Source organism: Nocardia sp. NPDC055321 (assembly GCF_053645575.1).
On record NZ_JBSHMS010000003.1, the window covers coordinates 293,834 to 316,496 of the forward strand.

Consider the following 22,663-nt stretch of genomic DNA (forward strand, 5'->3'; position numbering starts at 1 on the left):
CTCAGTGTCGCCCCTCCCGGCTCGCGGCACGCCGCTGCGCACGGTTGCCCGGGTAGTGCGAAACCTGCGGGCGGGTATCGGTCTCCCACCGGTCGTAGGCGTCGACGATCTCCGCGACCAGCCGGTGCCGCACGACATCGCTGCTGGTCAGCTCGGCGACGTGGATGTCGTCGATGTCGCCCAGCACCTCGACCGCCGCGCGCAGCCCCGACCGCGAGCCACCGGGTAGGTCGACCTGGGTGACGTCGCCCGTCACCACGATCTTGGACCCGAAGCCGAGGCGGGTGAGGAACATCTTCATCTGCTCGGCCGTGGTGTTCTGGGCCTCGTCGAGGATGATGAACGCGTCGTTGAGCGTGCGGCCGCGCATGTACGCCAGCGGCGCGACCTCGATCACGCCGGCCGCCATGAGCTTGGGAATGGCCTCGGGATCCATCATGTCGTGCAGCGCGTCGTAGAGCGGGCGCAGGTACGGGTCGATCTTCTCGTTGAGCGTGCCGGGCAGGAAGCCGAGCCGCTCGCCCGCCTCGACGGCCGGACGGGTGAGGATGATGCGGGTGACCTGCTTGGTCTGCAGCGCCTGCACGGCCTTGGCCATGGCCAGGTACGTCTTGCCGGTACCGGCCGGGCCGACGCCGAACACGATCGTGTGCTTGTCGATGGCGTCGACATAGCGCTTCTGGTTCAACGTCTTCGGGCGGATGGTCTTGCCGCGCCGGGACAGGATGTCCAGGCTCAGCACCTCGGCCGGTGAGTCCGAGGACCCCTCGGTGAGCATGGAGTGGGTGTGCCGCACCGCTTCGGGGGTGACGACGCGATTGCGCGCGGTGAGCGCGACCAGCTGTGCGATCACGCGTTCGGCGAGGGCCACGTCGGCGGGTTTGCCGGTGAGGGTGACCGAGTTGCCGCGGACATGGATGTCGGCCGCGAGGAGGCGCTCGAGTTCACGCAGGTTCTCATCAGCCGAACCCAGGAAACCGAATACCGACTCGGGTGCCAATTCAATGCTGGAGCGTACGGTCCGGCCCGCCGGACCCGTCACGTTGTCGCCGACGCCGCCGTTGGACACGGGGCTGTTCTGGTCGCCGATTTTGCCTGGTGTACTCAAAAGTGGCTATAGCCTGCTTCCCGGTCTCGAGCCTCACTTCGTTGATGGAAAGTTTACCGCCGTACCCCGACAGCGCCCAGTGAATAAGGGGCTACCCGGACTGTGCGGCACAACCGCCGCACCCCTGCGGCCTGGGCGTTATCGGTTTCGTGGGTGTTCCCCGAGGGCGAAATCCCAAACCCCATCGAAAGTAGGATTTCCGACGGGGCCCGGTGTGCACGCGCCGCGGGTCTACCAGCGGGGGGTGAGGGCGCCGAGCGCGCCGAGCGCCACCGCGGCGGCGGTGGAGGTGCGCAGCACCGTGGGCCCGAGCAACACGGCCCGGGCTCCCGCCTCGGACAGCAGCGCGATCTCGGAGTCGTCGAGGCCGCCCTCGGGGCCGACGATGAGGATCACCTCGTCGGCGCCGTCGAACGGCAGCTCGGTGAACCGGCCCGCCCCGGACTCGTGCAGCGCGGCCACGATCGCCCCGCGCGCGACCGCCGACCGCACCAGTTCCACGAGGTCGCGGGTGGCGTGCAGGTCGGCGACGTCGGGGATGTAGGCGCGGCGTGATTGCCGCGCGGCCTGTTTGGCGGCGGTGCGCCATTTCTCGACGGCCTTGTGCGCCTTGTTCTCCCAGTTGGAGACGCAGCGCGCGGCCTGCCACGGCACGATCGCGTCCGCGCCCGCCTCGGTCATGAGCTCGACCGCGAGTTCGGAGCGATCGGACTTGGGCAGCGCCTGCACCACGGTCACCTGCGGTGTCGCGGGGGCGGCGACCCGGTGCTCGAGGACCTTCAGCTCGAGCCTGTCCTTCTGTGCCGCAACCACTTCGGAGTCGGCGAGGACGCCGTGCCCGTCCGAGAGGGTGATCGCCTCACCCACCCGAATGCGCCGGACGGTCGCCGCGTGCCGGCCTTCCGGGCCGTCGAGTACGGCGGTCGCGCCCGGCGCCGGGACCTCGTCGAGGTAGAAGACGGTGGCGGCCAAGGGATCAGCGTCCGCTGAAGGACGCGCGCAGGCGGGCGAACAGACCGCTGTTGTGCTCGGACTGCGTGGAGAGCACCTCGGTGCGCTCGTTGGGGCGCAGGCCCTTGTACTTGCGAAGCAGGTCGGTCTGCTTGGCGTCGAGCTTGGTCGGAATGACGATGTCCAGGTGCGAGATCAGATCGCCGCGCGAGTTGGCGCGCAGCTTGGGCATGCCGTGCCCGCGCAGCACCGACACCTCGCCGGGCTGGGTGCCCGCGGGGATCGTCAGCTCGACCGGGCCGTCGAGGATGGTGTCGACCACGACCGTGGTGCCCAGCGCCGCGTCCACGATCGGCACGCGGATGGTGCAGTGCAGGTCGTCGCCGTCGCGCACGAAGGTGTCGTGCGGCTGTTCCACGATCTCGATGTAGAGGTCGCCGGCGGGACCGCCGCCGGGGCCGACCTCGCCCTGGGCGGCCAGGCGCACGCGCATGCCGCTGGCCACGCCCGCCGGGATGGGGGCGGCGATCTCGCGGCGCGAACGCACGCGGCCGTCGCCGCCGCACTTGCGGCAGGGGTCCGGGATGGTCTCGCCCGCGCCGCGGCAGGTGGGGCACGGCCGCGAGGTCATGACCTGGCCGAGGAACGAGCGCTGCACGGTCTGCACCTCGCCGGCGCCGCCGCAGGTCTCACAGCGCACGGGCGCGGAGTTGCCGTTGGTGCCCGCGCCGTGGCACAGGTCGCAGGTGATGGCGGTGTCCACGGTCAGGTGCTTGGTGACACCGACCGCGCACTCCTGTAGCGAAAGCCGGGTGCGCAGTAGCGAATCCGCGCCGGGCTGCACACGGCCGCGCGGCTTGCGGGGGTTGCCGCCCTGGTTCATGCCGCCGAAGAACGCTTCGAAGACGTCGCCGAGGCCGCCGAAACCGGCGCCGGAGAATCCGCCGCCCATGCCGCCGCCGGAGTCGAGCGGGTCACCGCCGAGGTCGACGATGCGCCGCTTCTCGGAGTCGGTCAGCACCTCGTAGGCGGTCGACACCTCGCGGAACTTCTCCTGCGCCTCCGGATCGGGGTTGATATCCGGGTGCAGCTCACGCGCCAGCTTGCGGTAGGCGCGCTTGATCTCCTGGTCGGTCGCGTTACGTGCGACGCCGAGCAGTGCGTAATAGTCCCGTGCCACTTGCGCTCTCTAGTCCTGTTTCGTCTCCGCTGGCTCACCGTTCGGCGAGCACCTCACCGATGTATCGGGCGACGGCCGCCACCGAGGCAATTGTCCCCGGGTAGTCCATGCGCGTCGGGCCCAGTACCCCCATTCCTCCCAGAACGGTACCGGGCATGCCGTAGCCGGTGGACACCACCGCCGTCCCGCGCATCTGTTCGACCTTGGTCTCCTCCCCGATCTGGACGGTCACGGTGCCCTGCTGCTGCGAGGCCGCCAGCAGCTTCAGCACGATGACCTGCTCCTCGAGGGCCTCCAGAACCGAACGCAGCGAACCCGGGAATCCATTCCCGGCGAAGTCTCCCGCATTGCGGGTGAGATTGGCGGTACCGCCGAGCACGAGTCGCTCCTCGGGATGCTCGACGAGGGTTTCGACCATGACGGTGGAGACGCGAACCAGGACATCGCGCAGCCGCGCCGGGGAGTGTTCGGGCAATTCGGCCACCGAGGCCGAGGCCGAGGCGAGGCGTTTGCCTTCCATGGCCTTGCCGAGCATGCCACGCAGGGCGGCCAGGTCGTCGTCCGCGATGACGTTGCCCAGATCGACCAGGCGCTGATCGACCCGGCCGGAATCGGTGATGACGACCAGCAGCAGGCGCGCGGGGTTGAGCGCGACGACCTCGATGTGGCGCACGGTCGAGGCCGAGACCGTCGGGTACTGCACCATCGCGACCTGGCGGGTCAGCTGGGCCAGTAGTCGCACGCCCCGGCGCAGCACGTCGTCCAGGTCGACGCCGCTCTCCAGGAATTCCATGATCGCCCGGCGCTCGGCGTTGGACAGCGGCTTGACCTCGGAGATGTGGTCGACGAACTGCCGGTAGCCCTTGTCGGTGGGAATGCGGCCGGAGCTGGTGTGCGGTTGTGCGATGTACCCCTCGGCCTCGAGTACCGCCATGTCGTTGCGCACGGTGGCGCTGGAGACACCGAGATTGTGGCGCTCGACCAGGGTCTTGGACCCGATGGGTTCCTTGGTCGAGATGTAGTCCGCGACTATTGCCCGCAGGACCTCGAGCCGCCGTTGTTCCGTGGTCGACATGGGGCCCACCTCCTCGCTCGCGTTCGGTTCGCCCGTACGCACGAGCGTCCCGGATCAATCGAGTCCAGTTTAGTTGCCCCCGGGCAAATTGCCTGTACGCCCGGCTCGAGGCCGGGCGTATCGGGTTCCGGTGCGGGTCAGCGGTTGAGCCAGCCGGTGGCTTCGGGGCCGGCGCCCGGCTTCCATTTGATGCCGCAACCCAGGCTCGGCGTATGTGGTTCGGGCACCGGGTCGCCCGCGAGGACGAGTTCGACCGCGGCACGTAGCTCGACGCCGTCGGCGGGCTCGGTGTTGCCCGGGGTGGCCGCGTCGAACCGGCCGCGGTAGGCCAGTTTCCGGTCCGCGTCGTACAGGAACAGGTCCGGTGTGCAGGCGGCGCGGAAAGCCTTTGCCACCTCTTGTGTTTCGTCGACGAGGTACGGGAAGTCGAACCCGGCCCGCAACACCTGCTCGCGCAGATGCGTGGCGTCGTCGTCGGGATAGTTCTCGGTGTCGTTCGAACAGATGCCGACCGTGACCAGCCCCCGCGCCCGGAACTCGGCGGTGAGCGCGCCGAGCGCGTACTCGATCCGCCGCACGTACGGACAGTGATTCGACAGGAACACCACCAGCAGCGCGGGCTGCCCGTCGAAGGCGGCGAGCGAGAATTTGTTGCCGTCCAGTGCGGGGAGTTCGAAATCCGGTGCCGGAGTGCCGATCGGGTCCATGTTCGATTCGAGCGCCATGTTCCCCAGTGTGCCCGATCTCCGGGATTTCAATACTGTTGCTGGTCAGCGCGGTTGGCTGCGGGCTAGCTCGGTCCGCCGAAGAAGGCTCGCAGGTCCGTGACCAGCAGGGCGGGGGTTTGCATCGCCGGGAAGTGGCCGCCGACCTCGAAGTCGGTCCAGCGGGCGATCGTGTTCAGTTGTTCGGCGAAGCGGCGGATCGCCAGGTCGCCGGCGAAATTGGCGACGGCCGTCGGGGTGGTGGAGTGGGTTGGCAGGTGTGGGGAGTGCAGGGACTCGTAGTACATCTGGGCGGAGGAGCTGCCGGTGTTGGTGAACCAGTAGGTGGCGACGGTCGCGAGCATGTGGTCGCGGTCGACGCGGACCTCGAGGGGGCCGGGGCCGCCGGTCCAGGCGTGGAACTTCTCCACCATCCAGGCCAGTTGGCCCGCCGGGGAATCGGCCAGGGCGAAGCCGAGGGTGTGCGGCCTGGTGCCCTGGATCTGGAAGTAGCCGCTGCCGTCGGAGAGGAAGGCGGCCAAGTGCGCCAGGCGTTTTCGCTCCACGTCGGTGAGGGCGGGGACGATGTCGTCGGGGACCGGGCCGTACGGGATGAAGCCCAGGGTGGCGGCGTTCACGTGCACCCCGATCACACGGGCGGAGTCGACGCGGCCGAGATCGGGTGCGATGAATGCGCCGAAGTCGCCGCCGTGCACGGCGTAGCGCGGATAGCCCAGGCGGCGCAGGAGTTCGGCGTAGGCGCAGGCGGTGCGGTGGCTGTCCCAGCCCGCGTCCGGTGCGGGACCGGAGAAGCCGAAGTTGGGGTGCGAGGGGATGATGAGGTCGAACGCGGGTTCGCCGGCGGGTGGGTCGCGCAGCGGTTCGATGACCTCGAGGAATTCCAGGACAGTGCCGGGCCAGCCGTGCAGCAGGAGCAGCGGTATCGCGCCGGAATGCCGAGAATGTATGTGCAGGAAATGAATTCGGGCGCCGTCGATGACGGTGGTGTATTGCGTGTACGCGTTGAGCCGCCGCTCCCAGGCCCGCCAGTCGAAGCGCTCGGCCCAGTACCCGGCCAACTCCCGCAGGTAGTCGACCGGCGCGCCCCGCGCCCAGCCGACGCCGGGAACCTGTGCGGGCCAGCGGGTTTGCTCGAGTCGCCGCCGCAGATCCCGCAGCTGCGCCGGCGGGATCTCGACCTGGAAAGGAACTAAGTCCTCGTCGAACATGGCGATGGCGTCAGCGTAGCCCCGTGTTCGCGCGCCGGTGGCCGATTACCGCACAGCCGCGGGGCACACACGGGCGATGCGGGGCGCACCGCCGCCGACCGCCACCGCTGGGACCTCCGGTGCGCCGCGGTAGCCGATCCCGTGGACAGCGTCGAGGTGCGTGCGTGACGTCGCGGTGCCCATCGCGGCATGAGCGGCGGAGGACCGACCGAGCCTGCGATACCCCGATGCCGCGAGCGCCGTCGCAGATCGGCGTTGCGGACACTCAGCGACACGGGCGGCAGCGCGGTCGGCCCCGAGCGCGGGCTCGAATCACCAAGTCCTCGAGCTTGCGCCGCGGCGGAGGGGTCCGGAGGGTCGGTCAGGTGAGGAGCGTGCGGACCACGGCGTCGGCGAGGAGGCGGCCGCGGTCGGTGAGGATCAGGTTGCCGTCGCGGGTCAGCGCCAGGCCGTCGGCCACCACGCGTTCGGCGGCGCGTCGGCCGTCGGCGTCCAGGTCGGCCAGGGGCAGGCCGGTGCGCAGGCGGGCGGTGAGCATCACGCGTTCGGTGTACCGCTCGTCGGCGGTGAGCGCCTCCCAGCCCGCGGCGGGCAGGCCGCCGGTGGCGACCCGATCCGCGTAGCGCGCAGGGTGTTTCACGTTCCACCAGCGCGTGCCGCCGACGTGGCTGTGCGCGCCGGGTCCCGCGCCGAGCCAGTCGCCGCCGTCCCAGTAGCCGAGGTTGTGGCGGCAGCGGGCGCGGTCGTTCGCGGCCCAGTTGGAGACCTCGTACCAGCTCAGACCCGCGGCCTCGAGGCGGGAGTCGATGCGCTCGTAGCGCGCGGCGAGGATGTCGTCGTCGGGAGCGGGCAGTTCACCGCGCCGGACGCGGCGGGCCAGGGCGGTGCCGTCCTCGACGATGAGCGAATAGGCCGAGACGTGGTCGACCCCGGCGGCAAGGACCGCGTCGAGGCTGGCGTCGAGGTCGCTGTCGCGCTCCCCCGGCGTGCCGTAGATGAGGTCCAGGTTCACGTGCTCGAACCCGGCGGCGCGGGCCTCGCGCGCGGCGGCGACGGCCCGGCCCGGCGTGTGCGTGCGGTCGAGCACCTTCAGCACGTGCGCGGCCGCCGACTGCATGCCGAGCGAGATGCGCGTGAACCCGCCGTCCAGGAGTCGTTCGAAGAACTCCGGCGAGGTGGATTCGGGGTTGGATTCGGTGGTGATCTCGGCGTCGGCGGCGAGGGTGAAGTTGGCCCGCACGGCGCTCAGCACGTCGGCGAGTCCGTCCCCGCCCAGCAGCGATGGCGTTCCCCCGCCCACGAAGATCGTCTCGACCTCCGGCGTATCACTGGGCAGTGCGTCGAATCGCGCTGCGGCGACGGCCAATTCCCCGCGCAACGCCTCGAACCACGATTCCGGCGAGGCCGAGGTCCCCAGCTCCCCCGCCGTGTAGGTGTTGAAGTCGCAGTACCCGCACCGCGTGGCACAGAACGGCACATGGACGTAGATCCCGAACGCCCCGCCCCCGAAGTCCCCGAGCACCGGTTCGGCCCGCTCATCCGCCGCCGACACGGCCACGCTGCTCGAACTCACCGAAGACGTCACCCCACCAGTGTGACCGGAGGCCCACATCACACCGCACGCGGACCGACTGGCGGGGCGGTCACGGCAGGGCGGCCGCTGGGGCCGGAGACGCCTTGGAAGGTCGGACAACCCCAGGACGCGGTCGGGAATTCTCGGTGCGCGTCCCGGCCGCTCCCGGCGGGCGATGGACCGAGCGCTCTCGGCACCTCCATCGCCCGCCGGGCCGCGTCGCGCGCACGCCACAGCTCACCCCTCGCGCGATCATCGGCCGGACCACACGAAATCTCCACGGGATCTCCGGGGATCGGTGGTGGAAACCGGGGGCGGGGTGGCAATAGCGTCGGCGGGGTGCAGCGTGTGTGGGAACTGTGGGGCGGGGTCCTGATCGGGTGGGGCGTGCTCGTGCCGGTCGCGGGCGGGATCGGGTGGGGAGTAATTCGGTGGCGGGTGCGGCGTGGGGGCGAGCGGGGGCGGGCGCTGCGGTGGGGGCTCGCCGAGGTGGGGATCGTGGTCGGGACGGTGCCGTGGGTGTGGATGATCCTCACGCCGTTGGAGGGGGGTGAGCGAGGGGTCAACCTGGTTCCGCTCGTGGATCTGATCGACACCGTCGCGGAGGGATCGTTCAACAGCTTCGTGCAGGTGAGTGCCAACCTCGCGGTGTTCGTTCCGCTGGGATTGCTGTTGCCGCTGCGGTTTTCGCGGTTCGCGGGGGTGGGGCGGATGGTCGCGGTGGGGGCCGTGCTGTCGCTGGGGCTCGAGATCGCGCAGTACGTCCTGGATCTGGGCCGGTACTCGTCGGTGGACGACGTGCTGATGAACGCGGCGGGGGCGGGGATCGGCGCGGCGCTGGGGCGGGCGCACGGGTCGCGGCGGGCGGCGGGGCGGTCGTACAGTACGCGGGTGCTGCTCCGGATGGGCTGGGCGACAGGGGGATCGAATGTGGGATGACGGCGCGGACTTCGAGGCGGTGACCAGGCACGCGATCGACGGCGACGCGATCGCGGTGGTGGACGAGGGGTCGGTGGCGCCGGTCGTCTACGAGATCCCGATGCCGAAGGTGCGCCCGGACGGCCCCAATTTCGCGCGGACGTTCTGCGGGGTGATGTTCGCGCGGGCGCTGATCTGGGATCCGGTCGCGGTACAGCCGCCGACCAGGCACCTCGCGCACCTGACGATGGCGACGCTGACCAACCGGTTTCGCGAGCAGGGCATCGCGGCGGGCTTCGACAGGTTCGATCGGGTGCCGGGCTGGCGGTCCGCGTTCTGGTGGGCGCTCATCGCCCGCGACGAACCGGCCCTGCGCGAGTTGACCGCGTATCCGGTCGAGCGGCTGCGCGCCGCCGGCGGGGACGCCTTCGACGACTTCCAATACGACTGGGCCGAACTGCTGCAGACAGCCCGGGCGCACGGCCCCGAATACGTCGCCGACCGCGCCTTCGCGCTCGAGACGACGAGCCGGGTCGGCGCGCAGCGGCCGGTGGATCTGCTGCTGCGCCCGAGCATCGAGGTCTTCGCCCGCGTGGCGGCCGGTGATCAGAACGGTTTCACGTGGGCGCTGACCAACGCCCTGCGGCAGCACCGGGCGTTCTTCGAGCAGGAACCGTGGTCGACCGACCCCGAGGGCGTGATCGCCCTGCCGCTGCTGGGCCTGGCCTGCTGGGCGCACGATCGCGGACTCCGCGTCGAGGTCGAATCCGAGTACCTGCCCACGGGACTCGTGCGGCAACCGAACTGGGCGCGTGAATTGGCCGCCGCTGCGACCGGAACCCCTTCGGGCGCAACGAATTCGGCGATGGGCTTCGGAACGGCCTCGGCGACCGTCGAATCGACGGTATCCGGGACCGCGCACGGAACCCCCGGCGACCCCACTCGCGAACGCTGACCCGCACCCGCAGGGCGCGCCCTCGAGGCGCGCCCGCGCGGCTCAGTGCTCGGCGACCGGGGTGTTCTGGCAGAAGGTGAGCAGCCAGCGCCCGTCCTCCTTGGTCATCCCGTAGAGCGGGGTGCCCTCGGCCTCGAGCTCGCCGTCCAGGTTGAAGTACCGCTGCCGCACCTTCACCGCCGCCACGTCGGGCCGGATGAAGCGGACGAAGAACACCTCGTATTCGGCGTAGCCGTTCGCGGTCGAGCCCGGCAGCACCGCGCGGGTGAAGGCGGAGATCTCCTCGCGCCCGTTGAGGAACTTGCCCGCGCCGGTGGTCCAGATGGCGTCGGGATGGAACAGGTTCAGGAAGGCGTCGGCGTCCTCCGCGCGCTGTGCGGCGTTGACGGTGGCGACGACGGCGTGGATGGCTTCGAGTTCGGCCGCGGTATCGAGTTCTGACGTGGTCATGTGCCCATCTTGGAACCTCGAGTAGGGTTAAGGTCAACTGTCCAAGATCGTTTTCCGGCCGATCTATGACACCTGTCACAAATGGGGTCCGCTATCCAGGGGATTTCCCTCGAAAGTCCGGAAAATATCGCCCGGCGGTCGGAACAACCCATCTGACATGGCACAATAAGCTCCATGATTGGACTTGGGGTACGACTCGTGGCACGTCGCCATGTCGACTTCAAGCGTGTCTGCAGCGCGAGCTGTCTGGCCGGAAGCCTCCGGTAGATCAGCTCCCCTCTTCCCGGATCGACGCCAGGTTTACAGCGTCGAACTACCCCGGTTCGCTGATATCGGAGGCGTGAGTCAGCCCCTCTCGCCTGCCCGCAAGATCTTCAGGAGCGACCCTATGACGTCGAGCACCGACGCCGACAGTTCCGATTCCGTCACTCCCGCGCGCTCTGTGCGTCCAGAACGGCCCGCCGTCGAACGTCCCGAACGGCCCGCCGCCGAACGTCGTGTTCGCCCGGACCGTCCCCGCGCCGCCGCCGGAGACGCGCCCGTCGCGCCGCGTGAGCGCACGGGTAAGCCCGTGCGCCGCAAGTCCGAGGGCCAGTGGGCCCTGGGCTACCGGGAGCCGCTGAACGCCAACGAGCAGTCCAAGAAGGACGACAACCCGCTCAACGTGCGCGCGCGCATCGAGAACATCTACTCCAAGCAGGGTTTCGCCTCGATCGACAAGAGCGACCTGCGCGGCCGCATGCGCTGGTGGGGTCTCTACACCCAGCGCGAGCAGGGCTACGACGGCACCTTCACCGGCGACGAGAACATCGACCTGCTCGAGGCCGAGTACTTCATGATGCGCGTGCGCTGCGACGCCGGCGCGCTGAGCGTGCGCCAGCTGCGCACCCTCGGTCAGATCTCCACCGAGTTCGGCCGCGACACCGCCGATCTCTCGGACCGGGAGAACGTGCAGTACCACTGGATTCGCATCGAGGACGTGCCGGAGATCTGGCGACGCCTGGAAGAGGTCGGCCTGCAGACCACCGAGGCGTGCGGCGACTGCCCGCGCGTGGTGCTCGGCTCCCCGCTCGCCGGTGAGTCCTTCGGCGAGATCCTCGACCCGACCCCGGCCATCGACGAGATCGTCAAGCGCTACATCGGCAAGAAGGAGTACTCCAACCTGCCGCGCAAGTTCAAGACCGCCATCTCCGGTCAGCAGGACGTGGTGCACGAGATCAACGACGTCGCCTTCGTCGGCGTCGAGCATCCCGAGCACGGTCCGGGCCTGGACCTGTGGGTCGGCGGCGGTCTGTCCACGAATCCGATGCTCGCCCAGCGACTCGGCGCATGGGTGCCGCTGGCCGAGGTGCCGGATGTGTGGGAGGCCGTGGTCTCGCTGTACCGCGACTACGGGTACCGCCGCCTGCGTACCAAGGCGCGCATCAAGTTCCTGGTCAAGGACTGGGGCGTCGAGAAGTTCCGCGAGGTGCTCGAGACCGAGTACCTGAAGCGCAAGCTGATCGACGGTCCCGCGCCCGCGAAGCCGGAGCGTCCCATCGACCACATCGGCGTGCAGAAGCTGCGTAACGGCCTGAACGCCATCGGCTTCTCCCCCATCGCCGGCCGTGTCTCGGGCACCATCCTGAGCAAGGTCGCCGACCTGGTCGAGTCCATCGGCTCGGACCGGATCCGGTTCACCCCGTACCAGAAGCTCATCGTGCTGGACGTGCCGGACGACAAGGTCGACTGGCTGATCGACGAGCTGAAACCGCTGGGCCTGCACGGGCGTCCGTCGCAGTGGCGCCGGAACCTGCTGGCGTGCAGCGGTATCGAGTTCTGCAAGCTGTCCTTCACCGAGACCCGCAAGCGGTCCCAGGTGCTGGCTCCCGAGCTGGAGCAGCGCATGGCGGACATCAACGCGAGCATCGACGTGCCCATCACCGTGAACATCAACGGCTGCCCCAACTCCTGCGGTCGCTCGCAGATCGCCGACATCGGCTTCAAGGGCATGCTCGTCGACGACGGCGAGGGGAATCAGATCGAGGGCTTCCAGGTTCACCTCGGAGGCAGTCTCGGACTCGATTCCGGCTTCGGCCGCAAGCTGCGCCAGCACAAGGTGACCAGCGTCGAGCTCGGTGACTACATCGAGCGCGTGACGCGCAACTTCGTCAAGAACCGGGACGAGGGTGAGCGTTTCGCGGTGTGGGCGGTCCGCGCCGACGAAGCGGATCTGCGGTAGTTGGAGGAGACAGCAATGACGACGACCAAACTCGCCGAAACCGACCTTCGCGCGCTGGCGGAGAAGGGCGCGGCCGATCTCGGGCCGAACGCCACCGCGCAGCAGCTGTTGCAGTGGACCGAGGAGAACTTCGGCTCCAACTACATCGTGGCCTCCAACATGCAGGACGCGGTGCTGGTTCAGCTTGCCGCGCAGGTGCATCCGGGCGTGGATGTGCTGTTCCTCGAGACCGGCTACCACTTCGCCGAGACCATCGGCACCCGCGACGCGGTGGAGATGGTCTACGGGGTGAACGTGGTGAACGTCGAGCCCGAACACACTGTCGCCGAACAGGATCAGCTGCTGGGCAAGGACCTGTTCGCTCGTGACGCCGCCGAATGCTGCCGGCTGCGCAAGGTGGTGCCGCTGACCAGGTCGCTGGCCCCCTACAACGCCTGGGTCACCGGCATCCGCCGCGTGGAGGCCCCGACGCGCGCCAACGCGCCCCTGATCTCCTATGACGAGGGCTTCGGGCTGGTGAAGATCAACCCGATCGCCGCCTGGTCCGACGAAGAGATGGCCGAGTACATCGAAGCCAACGGTATCCTCGTCAATCCCCTTGTGGAGGAGGGATATCCGTCCATCGGTTGCGCCCCGTGCACACGGAAGCCGGAACCGGGATCCGATCCGCGAAGCGGCCGCTGGGCCGGCCTCGCCAAGACCGAATGCGGGTTGCACGCCTCATGACTTCTACCGTGACCGAATTCGATACTCTCGCCGCGCTCGAGAGCGAATCGATCCATATCTTCCGCGAGGTGGCGGGTGAGTTCGAGCGACCGGTGATCCTGTTCTCCGGTGGCAAGGACTCGACCGTGCTGCTGCACCTGGCGCTCAAGGCCTTCTGGCCCGCGCCGCTGCCGTTCGCGCTGCTGCACGTCGACACCGGGCACAACCTGCCCGAGGTGCTGGCGTTCCGCGACCACGTGGTCGAGAAGTACGGCCTGCGACTGCATGTCGCGTCCGTGGAGGATTACCTGGCCGACGGGCGGCTCACCGAGCGCCCGGACGGCATCCGCAATCCGCTGCAGACCGTGCCGCTGCTGGACGCCATCAACGAGCACCGCTTCGACGCGGTGTTCGGCGGTGGCCGCCGCGACGAGGAGCGTTCGCGCGCCAAGGAGCGGATCTTCTCCCTGCGTGACGCGTTCGGGCGCTGGGATCCCAAGCGGCAGCGGCCCGAGCTGTGGAACCTGTACAACGGCCGGCACGCGCCGGGCGAGCACGTGCGCGTGTTCCCGATCTCCAACTGGACCGAGCTGGACATCTGGCGCTACATCGCCCGCGAGGACATCGAGCTGGCCTCGATCTACTACGCCCACGAGCGCCCGGTGTACCAGCGCGACGGCATGTGGATGACCCCCGGCGTGTGGGGCGGTCCGGCCGAGGGTGAGGAGCTGTCGGTCAAGTCGGTGCGCTACCGCACCGTCGGCGACGGATCCACCACCGGCGCAATCATTTCCGACGCGGCCGACAACGAGGCGATTCTCGCCGAGGTGGCGGCCTCCCGGCTCACCGAGCGTGGCGCGACCCGAGGGGACGATCGCGTCTCCGAGGCCGCCATGGAAGACCGCAAGCGAGAGGGTTACTTCTGATGTCCGACCTATTGCGACTGGCGACTGCCGGATCGGTCGACGACGGGAAGTCCACCCTGGTCGGACGCCTGCTGTACGACACGAAATCCGTTCTCGCGGACCAGATCGACGCGGTCACCCGCGCCTCGGTCGACAAGGGTCTGTCGACCCCGGACCTGTCGCTGCTGGTCGACGGACTGCGTGCCGAGCGTGAGCAGGGCATCACCATCGACGTGGCGTACCGCTACTTCGCCACGCCCGCACGGTCTTTCGTGCTCGCCGACACCCCGGGGCACGTGCAGTACACCCGGAACACGGTGTCCGGCGCGTCCACCGCGCAGCTGGTGATCCTGCTGGTCGACGCACGCAAGGGCGTCATCGAGCAGACCCGCCGCCATGCCGCGGTGATGGCGCTGCTGGGTGTGCCGAAGCTGGTCCTCGCGGTGAACAAGATCGACCTGGTCGATGATCCGGCCGGCGTGTACAAGCAGATCGTCGCCGAATTCTCGGAGCTGACCGCCAAACTCGGCTGGGACGCCGAGGATGTGGTGGAGATTCCGGTCTCCGCGCTGCACGGTGACAACATCGCTTCGCGCTCGGAGAACACCCCGTACTACGACGGGCCCTCGCTCATCGAGCACCTGGAATCGGTGCCGGTGGACGCGGACAGCACCCGGCACGAGGTCGGCCTGCGGTTCCCGGTGCAGTACGTGATCCGCCCGCGCACGGCCGAATACCCGGACTACCGCGGCTACGCCGGTCAGGTGGCGGCGGGCACCGTGCGCAAGGGCGACGAGGTCATCGTGCTGCCCTCGGGCACGCGGACCACGGTCGAGCGTATCGACACCCCCAACGGCGAGCTGGCTTCGGCGCAGCCGGGCCGCAGCGTCACGCTGATCCTGGCCAACGATGTCGACGTCTCGCGCGGCGACACGATCGTGGCGGCGGCGGATGCTCCCGAGCCGGTCGATTCCTTCGACGCCACCGTGTGCTGGCTCGGCGACAAGCCGCTGCGCCCGGGCGCGCGACTGCTGCTCAAGCACGGCGCCCGCACCACGCAGGCGATCGTCGGCGCGCTCATCGAGCGTTTCGACGAGCAGAACCTGGCCGCGGATCCTAACCCGGAGTCGCTGGCGCTCAACGACATCGGCCGGATCTCGATCCGCGTGGCCGAGCCGATCGCGGCCGACGACTACAGCGTCAACCGCTACACCGGCAGCTTCCTGCTGATCGATCCGGCGGGCGGCAACACCCTGGCCGCGGGCCTGGTCGGCGACGCCCTGACCGCGGTCGAGGTCGGCACGGAAGTCGGACTCTGACATGAGTTCGCCCGGCAGCGGCGCGTTCTCGACCGCCTCGCTGCCGGTCGCCCTGCGCCACAGGCACTTCCGGTCGCTCGCGGCCCCACGCCCGGCGCTCGTCGCGGTGGCCCACGGCAGCCGCGACCCCCGCTCGGCCGCGACCATGCACGCGGTCGTGGCGCGGATCGCCGCCGCCCGGCCGGATCTCGAAGTGCGCCTGGCCTTCCTGGACCTGAGCATCCCGTCGATCGATCAGGTCGTGGACGAGATCGCCGCCGCGGGTCATTCCCACGCGGTGGTGGTTCCGCTGTTGCTGGGCAGCGCCTTCCACGCCCGCGTGGATCTGCCCGAGCTCCTGGCTGCCGCCGGTGACCGCCACCCGCACCTGCGCCTGACCCAAGCCGACGTCCTAGGCCCGGATCAGCGTTTGATCGCCGCCCTGCGCGACCGGGTGCTCGAACAACTCGGCGATTCGAACCCCGATCGCCCGGGGATCGCGGTGGCCGCCGTCGGCTCCTCGTCGGCCGAGGCCAACGCCCGGACCGCCGAGGTGGCTCGCCGGCTCGGTGCGCTGACGGGCTGGGACACCGAAATCTGTTTCGCCACCACCGAACCCACGGTTACCGAGGCGGTGTCCGCCCTGCGCGAGCGCGGAGCGAACCGGGTCCTGGTGGCCCCCTGGTTCCTCGCTCCCGGGCTGCTCACCGACCGGCTCCTGCATGCCGCACCCGAACCCGTGCACGCGCGGGTCATCGGCGCGCATCGCGCGCTGACCGAGATCGTGTGGAACCGGTACGACGACGCCGCGACGGCCTCACTCGTTCGCTCGGCCTGATCCGGGCCCTCGGCCGGTGCCCGATAGGGTGGGGCCGTGATCAAAGCTGCGGTGTTCGATGTGGGTGAGACGCTGATCGACGAGACCCGGATCTGGAGTCGGTGGGCGGATCGGCTCGGGGTGCCCGGGTTCGCTTTGATGGGGGCCATCGGCGGGATGGCGGCGACCGGGCGGCCGCTGACCGACGCGTTCGAACTGCTCCGCCCCGGCATCGACCTCGACGCCGAGCAGGAGGCGTGGGCGCTGGCCGAGCCCGACAGCCTGCGCAACAACTTCGACGCCGACGACCTCTACCCGGACGTGGTGCCGTCGCTGGCAGAGCTGCGAAGCCGCGGGGTGCGGGTGATCATCGCGGGAAACCAGCCCCCGCAAGCGAAGTCGGCCCTGGAGAAAATGGAACTCCCCGTCGACGCCATCTACACCTCGGCCGAATGGAACCTGGAGAAACCGGACCCGGCCTTCTTCGCGAAAGTCGCCGAAGTAGCCGGCGTGAAATTCCGCGAAATCTGCTACGTGGGCGACCGGGTCGACAACGACCTCCTGCCCGCGGCCGCCGCGGGCATGGTCCCCGCCCTCATCCGCCGCGGCCCCTGGGGCTACCTGCACTCCGAGCTTCCCCAGACCTCCCATGGAATAGTCATCGACTCCCTCGCCCAGCTCCCCGACGTCCTCGCGCCGAAGTAGCACGAGACGGACAGCCTCGGCGGTATCCGGTAGGGAGCCGGCGGAATCGGGCTCGCACCGACCGGTCAGAAGCTGCCGGTGCTGGTTTGATCGGCGTAAGGGTTGCCGGTGTCGTTGCAGCCGTTGGTATTCGGATCCTCGGCCGGTGGGGGTGGGGTGCCGATCGGCGCGGCGACAGCGTTCACCGTGTAGGTCACGCTCGTGCCGGCCGCGGTCGCGACGATGCTGTGTGTGCCCACCGTCTTCGGAACCCAAATGACATCGATCGTCACGGAGCTGAACACCCTGCTCGAGCCGGTGGAGTCTTTGTTCCCTATCCGCCAGAAGGCGGCGAAGCACTGCCCGTTGTCGGTGAAGACGATCCGATTATCGAAGTCGGCGCCGCCGTGCTCCGGCATGGTGATGCGGTATTCGGTCCCGGTCACGTAGCCGCCGGGAGGGGCTGCTTCCAGGCTCATGTTGATTTCCGCGGCGGCGGCGGAGGGCGCCACCATCGCTACTGTCGTGGCCATCAAAGCGGTTGCACTCCAACCGATTCGCCGCCTCGGTCCACTGTTCGCACTCATCCGTCACTCCTGCTCATCCCCGGGATCAGGGTCGCCGAACGGTAACATCGAGAGTTAGTGAAACGTCACAATTTCGGTAAGTCCCCAAACCCCGGCACCCACGTGCTGAAGGTCGTCCAGGGCAAGGCCACCAAGTCGGTGACCGTCACCGAGCTCCCCTCCCCCGACGGGACCCCGCCGGAACCGCCCACCTACGAGGGCTACGGTGACCCCCGCACCGCAAACCGCCCACCAGTACCGAGTGTTTCTGATCCCGTCGAGTCGTACGGATCGAGCGGTTGGCGACCCGGTGGGACCCTTCGAATCCCGTGGGCACCCGGCCATATCGGAGCCGTCGCGATGCCCCCGGAATTCGGGTCGGCGAAAGATTGCGGCGGGTTTGCGCCTCTGCCATTATCTGCCGATGAAGAAATCTAAGGCTGTGGTGTTCGGTGCCGCAGTGCTGTTGTCCGTGGGTATCGCCGGTTGTAGCGCGGACCAGGAGTCCTCGTCGGCCGAGACGTCGTCCGCCTCGGCCGCCACCACCACGGTCGTGTCCCCCGGCGCGGGCGAGTACGCCAACCTGCTGATCAAGGCCACCGACATCGACGCCGACTGGACCCTCAAGTCCAGCAAGGCCGAACAGAACGGCATCACCGGGATCTACGGCAACGGCGCCGGGACCGAGAAGATCACGACCGCGGTCATCGTCCAGCCGGACGCAGCGTCCGCCGCCGCGGCGGTAGCGGCGGCGAAAACCGATGTGGCCCAGAAGGCCGGCGCGGCCTTCACCCCCATCGATGTCGGCGTCGACGGCGGGATCCTGAACGGCCCCGACGGCACGACGGTCGCGATCTTCGCCGAAGGCAAGGCGTTCTCGATCATCGAGTTCAACAGCAAGACCGGCGAGTACGTCCCCGCCGAGGTGGCGGTCGCGATCGCCGCGCGCCAGGCAGCCGCGATCACGAGCGGCGTGAAGTAGCCGAAGGTTTGACGTGACCCGCTGCCGGATCCCCGGCAGCGGAAGGGTTGTCGGCACTGTTCTCGACGGACAGCCACGTGCCGCAGATCCATCGCTCGGATGTCGACGGCGTCCTCCTCGTCCCGAGTCGACGAGTCCGCCACGGAGTGGACGAACCCGCCATCCCGGGTCAAGGCCGCACCCGACTACGAACTGCTCGGAGGGTTCACGGGAACAGCGGGGCCGCTGGGGCTTTCGGCACGCTTGTACAGCGCGTTGAAGAAGTGGTCTTCGAGGGCGCCGAACCAGGCACGGCCCGACCCGTCCGCGACGTCACCGACCAGCGTGCGTTCCTCCCCCTCCTCCTCGTCGTAGATGAGGGTCGTTGCGGGCCATCGGCCCGAGCGGACCTCGTCCAGGAGGATCTCCAGCAGCTCGGTGAAGTTGTTCGCGCACACGAAGTGCCGCTCTTCGTCCCGGCCGAAGTTGATGATCTGCCCGCGAACACCGGCCGCGTCGGGGTCCAGGTCCAGGCCGATGTAGTCGGATCTGACCGGATCCGACCACAGCGGGATCCAGCCCGGCGAGGTGTACAGCGGCCGGACCCGGCCTGCGGCGCCGGGCATTGTCGCGATCGTGGTGCGGCTCGGGCAGGCGGTGCCGGACGAGTTGCGAGAGCTGTTGCGCGGCAGCGACGGTGTGCGGGACGAGTACGGTTCGGGGCTGGTGTGGTCGGCGCGGGAGATCGTCGAACAGAACATCGAGTTTCGGCGGGATCCCGAGTTCGCGCGGCTGTACATGTCTTTCGACCAGTTGATGTTCTTCGGGGACAACGGCGGCGGGGACCAGTTCTGCTACGTGCGCGTGCCCGCCGAGCGGAACAGCGACGTGTTCGTGTGGGACCACGAGACCGACTCCCGCACGTGGGTCGCCGGTTCCCTTGCCGACTACCTCCATCGGCGCGCGGGCGCCGACGGGGACGACTGGTATCGGTGACCACGATGACGTACGTGCTCACCGATCGGCAGCGTCTTCCAAAGGTATCGACGTGCGGCGCGATCCGATGGCCCCGCCCCGGTATTCGAGTCACCCGCGAAAGTAGCCACGCGAGGCTTCTCGCACAGACCCTGGATTCGCTGACACCTGCATCGGCGGCGACCGAACACTCACCCCGGCACGGTGGTCGCGGTCACCGTTGGTGCCAGAACGGCGCGGATCGGAGAGTGAGGGGTCCGCCGCGCCCAGGCGACGCCATCAGCCAATCGCTGGTGATCGCCAGCATGCTCGCGTTGGCGCTGCGCAGGTCCGTTTCGAGCCGGGCGACCAGATCCCGCACATCGATTGTGGCCGAATCAATTTGCAGCAGTGTCGATTTCGTATCGTCGAGCACACCACGCAGCCGGTCGAGCCGCTGCAGCACATCCATGAGATTGCGCACCATGTCGTCACCGAGGGTGAGGAAGGAGCTCACACCGGAGTCGTCATCGGTCAGATCGCCCGCCTGTCCCGTCCCGTGCTCTCGGCGCTGACCGGCCGACTCGTCCGGTGTCGTCACATCCCACATCCCAGTGGCGGCGCGAAGTTCGAAATTTCCTGGCACAGCGTCACAACGACGCTCCCGTCTGGCCCTAGGACCGATGGACTCGCACGGCGACGACACCGCCCGACCGGCGATGCACGAGCAATCCTCCGCTCTTCCACGCTAGTCCTTCCCCATCCGGCTACGCGCCGCGCCCGCGAACTCGCATGTCCGACCGTTACCTGCCACCGGGGTTGACGTCCCGTGCGCACCGGGACCACCACCGGTCGGAGGTGCGGACGCGACGACGCTTCGAGGTTGCCGCACCGGCCCGCTCGCATGACGAGTGGTCACGCCGGGGACACACCCGGGACCTCGCGCCGGCCCGCCGCTGCTCGCGCCGCGCCCGGCCCGCCGAACCGGTCGCGCCGGACGTTCCCCGGGCCTAGCCGCGTTGTTGCACGAGTCCGCGAATCGCCGCACTCCCCGGGAAGACGCCACCGCCCCCGCCGGCCGCGCGGGCAGCCGGTCCCAGTCGACCGGGCGGGACCCGTCCACTACCGTCGGTGGCAGACCTCGCTGCTGCCGAACCTGATCCAGGCACTTCGGACCGTTTCCCCAGTGGTTCCCCACTCAGACGGGACGAAATCATGTGCGACAGTTGGCATACCACCGATTCGATCGTGGTCGTCGCCGCCGCGGTGCCGGGTTTGGACTGGGAACACGCCGTGGCGACAATGCCCAGCATCGACTCACCCGACCTCCGGGCTTGGATCGGGCGCAATCTCGACCACGCCGTCGTGATCCCCAACGACAGGCCGCCCGTCCGGGGCTGGTCGCCGCGACGGCAGATCTGCGTGCCCCCCGGCGAGTACGCGTCGTTCACCGCGCTACTGGCCGACCGGGGCCGAACCGCCGACTCGGGGCGGGTCGACGGGGACACGTCGAACCCGTCCGGCGTATAGATGTCCCGAACCGAGCCGTCGCGGCATCGTTCCACTGAACGTCGGGGCGGCGCGAAGACCGATCCCGGCCACCCATCGTAAATGCATGACACATCAAGTTAGATGTCCGATTGCCGCCAGCGCCGTACCGCCGCGCGGCATTAAATATGACATGTCAAGTAATTCTCGGGTTCAAGGAGAACGTCGGCATGGATACACGATTCGAGGGCAAGGTTGTGCTGATCACCGGGGCCACCTCGGGGATCGGGGAGGCGGTCGCGCGGCGGGTCGTCGCCGAAGGGGGTGCGGTCGTACTGGGGGCCCGGGGGAAGGAAGCCGGGGACCGGCTGGTCGAGGAGATCACGAGTAGGGGTAGTCGGGCGCTGTTCGTGCCCACCGACGTGACGGTGGAGGCGGACGTCGAGCGGTTGACGGCGGCGGCGGTCGGCGAATTCGGCAGGCTGGACGGGGCTTTCAACAACGCCGGGGCCGTCAACGCATTCGGGGCCGTGCAGGACATCGAGGCGAGCGGGTGGCGGGCGGACATCGAGTTGAACTTGACGGCCGTGTATTACGGTCTGCGGCATCAGGTTCCGGCGCTGCTGGCGTCCGGCGGGGGCGCGATCCTCAACAACGCGTCCAACCTCGGCGTCGTCGGAATGGCTTCGGTCGCACCGTATGTGGCGGCCAAGCACGGCGTCGTCGGACTCACCCGCGCGGTCGCGCTGGAGAACGCCGAGAACGGGCTGCGCGTGAACGCCATCGTCTCCGGCGCGGTCGACACCCCGGCCTTCCGGGCGTCGATGGGCGCCACCCCCGAGGGCGAGGCCGCCATCGCCGCCCTGCACCCCCTCGGCCGGATCTCACGCCCCGAGGAGATCGCCGCCCTCTGCGCTTTCCTGCTCAGCGACGAGGCGTCGTTCGTGACCGGCGCGGCCCTGACGGTGGACGGCGGCTTCACCGCTCGCTGAAAACCGCAGGACCGCGCCGAGGCTGGGACTTCACCGAATAGCCAAGGGGCTGTGATCGATCCGGGTCCGAACGCAACCGGGCCCACCGTCGCGCTGGGCACATTAGGCGCGAGGGTGGGCCGGTCGCTTCATCGACAACGAGCGGGCGGGAGGCTTCCGGGTTCACCGCCCAGCACGTCGCCGTTCCTGGGTGGCGAGAGCTACTCGATCGCCACGGTCCCAGCGGGTTCGGTACGGCGGTCGAATCGCACGACCACCAACGGTTTCGGCAGCTCGGTCGCCACGGCGGCCCCCGCCCCACGCGGTTCCACAGCGCGCGCGGAGCCACCCCCACAGGCCTCCCACGGCACCTCCGGCGCGTCCAACGCGCTCCGATGCCACAGGAAGAACTGATTCAACTCGGTGGGCGACTCCCCCGCCCCATCCCGAACCACCCCGGCCGCCAGCCGCTCGGCCAGCCGCCCCCGATACCGCTCCCCCGTGACCCCCGGCCCGCCCAACACTTCGGCGCCCGCCTCACCCTCGGCATCGACCTGCGCCGATCGCCCCGCCACGACCCGCAACTGCGGTCGCGGCCAGGCAGTTTGACGCACGGCCCGGTTGATCGCCCTGCTCATAGTCGATGAGCTCCCGTTCCGCCGATAGCAAGCGAGCTGGTTGCGACGAGCACGCACGACGCCGCACCCGACCCGCGGACCGGAACGGACCCGCCGCGCATGACCCCGTCAGCCGAGCCCCGCCCGACGGCCATGTGCGCGACACGCGCCACCCGAACCGAAGCCCCTGACGCAGCAGGCTCATCAATCCCACGGAGAGAGCGTTCAGTCGCGGCAGCCATGCGTATCACCAGCGGCGCAGCGTGTCCGCTCCGGATCGGCACGCCCATATCAGAACTCGCGGACCGACCGACTAGCGCAGCCACCTCCTCC

At 69.1% G+C, this 22,663-nt stretch carries 24 protein-coding genes; 12 read left to right on the top strand and 12 right to left on the bottom strand.

Going from position 1 to position 22,663, the window contains the following annotated elements; genetic code table 11:
• Nucleotide 1: 1 nt before the first annotated feature.
• The 7 genes from ACWIGI_RS06170 to hemW form a co-directional block, all read right to left on the bottom strand.
• Nucleotides 2-1,069: a PhoH family protein gene (locus ACWIGI_RS06170; protein ID WP_454201264.1), complete on the bottom strand. Its 1,068-nt coding sequence runs from the start codon at nt 1,067-1,069 to the stop codon at nt 2-4.
• 270 nt (nt 1,070-1,339) lie between these two features.
• Nucleotides 1,340-2,080, bottom strand: a complete 741-nt coding sequence (locus ACWIGI_RS06175; protein ID WP_454201265.1) for a 16S rRNA (uracil(1498)-N(3))-methyltransferase — start codon at nt 2,078-2,080, stop codon at nt 1,340-1,342.
• A gap of 4 nt (nt 2,081-2,084) precedes the next feature.
• Entirely contained in the window at nt 2,085-3,239 is a 1,155-nt protein-coding gene (gene dnaJ, locus ACWIGI_RS06180) for a molecular chaperone DnaJ (protein WP_354986026.1), read from the bottom strand.
• 34 nt (nt 3,240-3,273) lie between these two features.
• Nucleotides 3,274-4,314, bottom strand: a complete 1,041-nt coding sequence (hrcA, locus tag ACWIGI_RS06185) for a heat-inducible transcriptional repressor HrcA (protein WP_454201266.1) — start codon at nt 4,312-4,314, stop codon at nt 3,274-3,276.
• A 137-nt stretch (nt 4,315-4,451) separates the two neighbouring features.
• A complete protein-coding gene (locus tag ACWIGI_RS06190; protein ID WP_454201267.1) occupies nt 4,452-5,039 on the bottom strand; it encodes a thioredoxin family protein in 588 nt (195 codons plus the stop codon).
• A gap of 65 nt (nt 5,040-5,104) precedes the next feature.
• Nucleotides 5,105-6,247: an epoxide hydrolase family protein gene (locus tag ACWIGI_RS06195; protein ID WP_454201268.1), complete on the bottom strand. Its 1,143-nt coding sequence runs from the start codon at nt 6,245-6,247 to the stop codon at nt 5,105-5,107.
• A 361-nt stretch (nt 6,248-6,608) separates the two neighbouring features.
• Entirely contained in the window at nt 6,609-7,769 is a 1,161-nt protein-coding gene (gene hemW / locus ACWIGI_RS06200) for a radical SAM family heme chaperone HemW (protein ID WP_454201451.1), read from the bottom strand.
• Nucleotides 7,770-8,159: 390 nt separating this feature from the next.
• Here hemW and ACWIGI_RS06205 point away from each other — a divergent pair, with 390 nt between their 5' ends.
• Nucleotides 8,160-8,759 carry a VanZ family protein gene (locus tag ACWIGI_RS06205; protein ID WP_454201269.1) on the top strand — a complete coding sequence of 200 codons (600 nt, stop codon included), beginning with the start codon at nt 8,160-8,162 and terminating at the stop codon, nt 8,757-8,759.
• Nucleotides 8,749-9,693: an immunity 49 family protein gene (locus ACWIGI_RS06210; protein WP_454201270.1), complete on the top strand. Its 945-nt coding sequence runs from the start codon at nt 8,749-8,751 to the stop codon at nt 9,691-9,693. Before ACWIGI_RS06205 ends, ACWIGI_RS06210 begins: the two co-directional genes overlap by 11 nt.
• A gap of 42 nt (nt 9,694-9,735) precedes the next feature.
• Here the strand turns inward: ACWIGI_RS06210 and ACWIGI_RS06215 are convergent, their stop codons facing one another.
• A complete protein-coding gene (locus ACWIGI_RS06215) occupies nt 9,736-10,143 on the bottom strand; it encodes an SgcJ/EcaC family oxidoreductase (protein ID WP_454201271.1) in 408 nt (135 codons plus the stop codon).
• Nucleotides 10,144-10,531: 388 nt separating this feature from the next.
• On the opposite strand from ACWIGI_RS06215, the gene ACWIGI_RS06220 reads away from it, so the two are divergent.
• From ACWIGI_RS06220 to ACWIGI_RS06245, 6 genes are read left to right on the top strand one after another with little or no spacing between them, the layout of a single operon-like run.
• Complete coding sequence (locus tag ACWIGI_RS06220; protein ID WP_454201272.1) at nt 10,532-12,364, top strand: nitrite/sulfite reductase; 1,833 nt, start codon at nt 10,532-10,534, stop codon at nt 12,362-12,364.
• 15 nt (nt 12,365-12,379) lie between these two features.
• A complete protein-coding gene (locus ACWIGI_RS06225; protein ID WP_454201273.1) occupies nt 12,380-13,090 on the top strand; it encodes a phosphoadenylyl-sulfate reductase in 711 nt (236 codons plus the stop codon).
• Nucleotides 13,069-13,995 (top strand): sulfate adenylyltransferase subunit CysD, encoded by a 927-nt coding sequence (gene cysD / locus ACWIGI_RS06230; protein WP_354986017.1) that lies wholly within the window; start codon nt 13,069-13,071, stop codon nt 13,993-13,995. The genes ACWIGI_RS06225 and cysD overlap by 22 nt, the downstream gene beginning before the upstream one ends.
• Complete coding sequence (locus ACWIGI_RS06235) at nt 13,995-15,293, top strand: sulfate adenylyltransferase subunit 1 (RefSeq protein ID WP_454201274.1); 1,299 nt, start codon at nt 13,995-13,997, stop codon at nt 15,291-15,293. Before cysD ends, ACWIGI_RS06235 begins: the two co-directional genes overlap by 1 nt.
• Nucleotide 15,294: 1 nt before the next feature.
• The gene (locus tag ACWIGI_RS06240; protein ID WP_454201275.1) at nt 15,295-16,110 is read left to right on the top strand and encodes a sirohydrochlorin chelatase; all 816 of its coding nucleotides are present in this window, start codon (nt 15,295-15,297) and stop codon (nt 16,108-16,110) included.
• Nucleotides 16,111-16,146: 36 nt separating this feature from the next.
• Nucleotides 16,147-16,794 (top strand): HAD family hydrolase, encoded by a 648-nt coding sequence (locus ACWIGI_RS06245; RefSeq protein WP_454201276.1) that lies wholly within the window; start codon nt 16,147-16,149, stop codon nt 16,792-16,794.
• A 65-nt stretch (nt 16,795-16,859) separates the two neighbouring features.
• On the opposite strand, the gene ACWIGI_RS06250 is transcribed toward ACWIGI_RS06245, so the two are convergent.
• Nucleotides 16,860-17,360, bottom strand: coding sequence for a hypothetical protein (locus tag ACWIGI_RS06250; protein WP_454201277.1), 501 nt, complete (start codon nt 17,358-17,360; stop codon nt 16,860-16,862).
• A gap of 403 nt (nt 17,361-17,763) precedes the next feature.
• Here ACWIGI_RS06250 and ACWIGI_RS06255 point away from each other — a divergent pair, with 403 nt between their 5' ends.
• Nucleotides 17,764-18,321, top strand: coding sequence for a hypothetical protein (locus ACWIGI_RS06255; protein WP_454201278.1), 558 nt, complete (start codon nt 17,764-17,766; stop codon nt 18,319-18,321).
• Between the two features lie 185 nt (nt 18,322-18,506).
• Here ACWIGI_RS06255 and ACWIGI_RS06260 read toward each other — a convergent pair whose 3' ends face one another.
• Complete coding sequence (locus ACWIGI_RS06260) at nt 18,507-18,926, bottom strand: hypothetical protein (protein WP_454201279.1); 420 nt, start codon at nt 18,924-18,926, stop codon at nt 18,507-18,509.
• 10 nt (nt 18,927-18,936) lie between these two features.
• On the opposite strand from ACWIGI_RS06260, the gene ACWIGI_RS06265 reads away from it, so the two are divergent.
• Complete coding sequence (locus ACWIGI_RS06265; RefSeq protein WP_454201280.1) at nt 18,937-19,296, top strand: SMI1/KNR4 family protein; 360 nt, start codon at nt 18,937-18,939, stop codon at nt 19,294-19,296.
• 193 nt (nt 19,297-19,489) lie between these two features.
• Here ACWIGI_RS06265 and ACWIGI_RS06270 read toward each other — a convergent pair whose 3' ends face one another.
• Nucleotides 19,490-19,855, bottom strand: a complete 366-nt coding sequence (locus ACWIGI_RS06270; protein WP_454201281.1) for a hypothetical protein — start codon at nt 19,853-19,855, stop codon at nt 19,490-19,492.
• 614 nt (nt 19,856-20,469) lie between these two features.
• Here ACWIGI_RS06270 and ACWIGI_RS06275 point away from each other — a divergent pair.
• Both ACWIGI_RS06275 and ACWIGI_RS06280 read left to right on the top strand, forming a co-directional pair.
• Nucleotides 20,470-20,784: a hypothetical protein gene (locus ACWIGI_RS06275; RefSeq protein WP_454201282.1), complete on the top strand. Its 315-nt coding sequence runs from the start codon at nt 20,470-20,472 to the stop codon at nt 20,782-20,784.
• Nucleotides 20,785-20,972: 188 nt separating this feature from the next.
• Nucleotides 20,973-21,734, top strand: coding sequence for an SDR family NAD(P)-dependent oxidoreductase (locus tag ACWIGI_RS06280; RefSeq protein ID WP_454201283.1), 762 nt, complete (start codon nt 20,973-20,975; stop codon nt 21,732-21,734).
• Between the two features lie 200 nt (nt 21,735-21,934).
• Here the strand turns inward: ACWIGI_RS06280 and ACWIGI_RS06285 are convergent, their stop codons facing one another.
• Nucleotides 21,935-22,351 carry a hypothetical protein gene (locus ACWIGI_RS06285; RefSeq protein WP_454201284.1) on the bottom strand — a complete coding sequence of 139 codons (417 nt, stop codon included), beginning with the start codon at nt 22,349-22,351 and terminating at the stop codon, nt 21,935-21,937.
• Between the last annotated feature and the right edge of the window lie 312 nt (nt 22,352-22,663).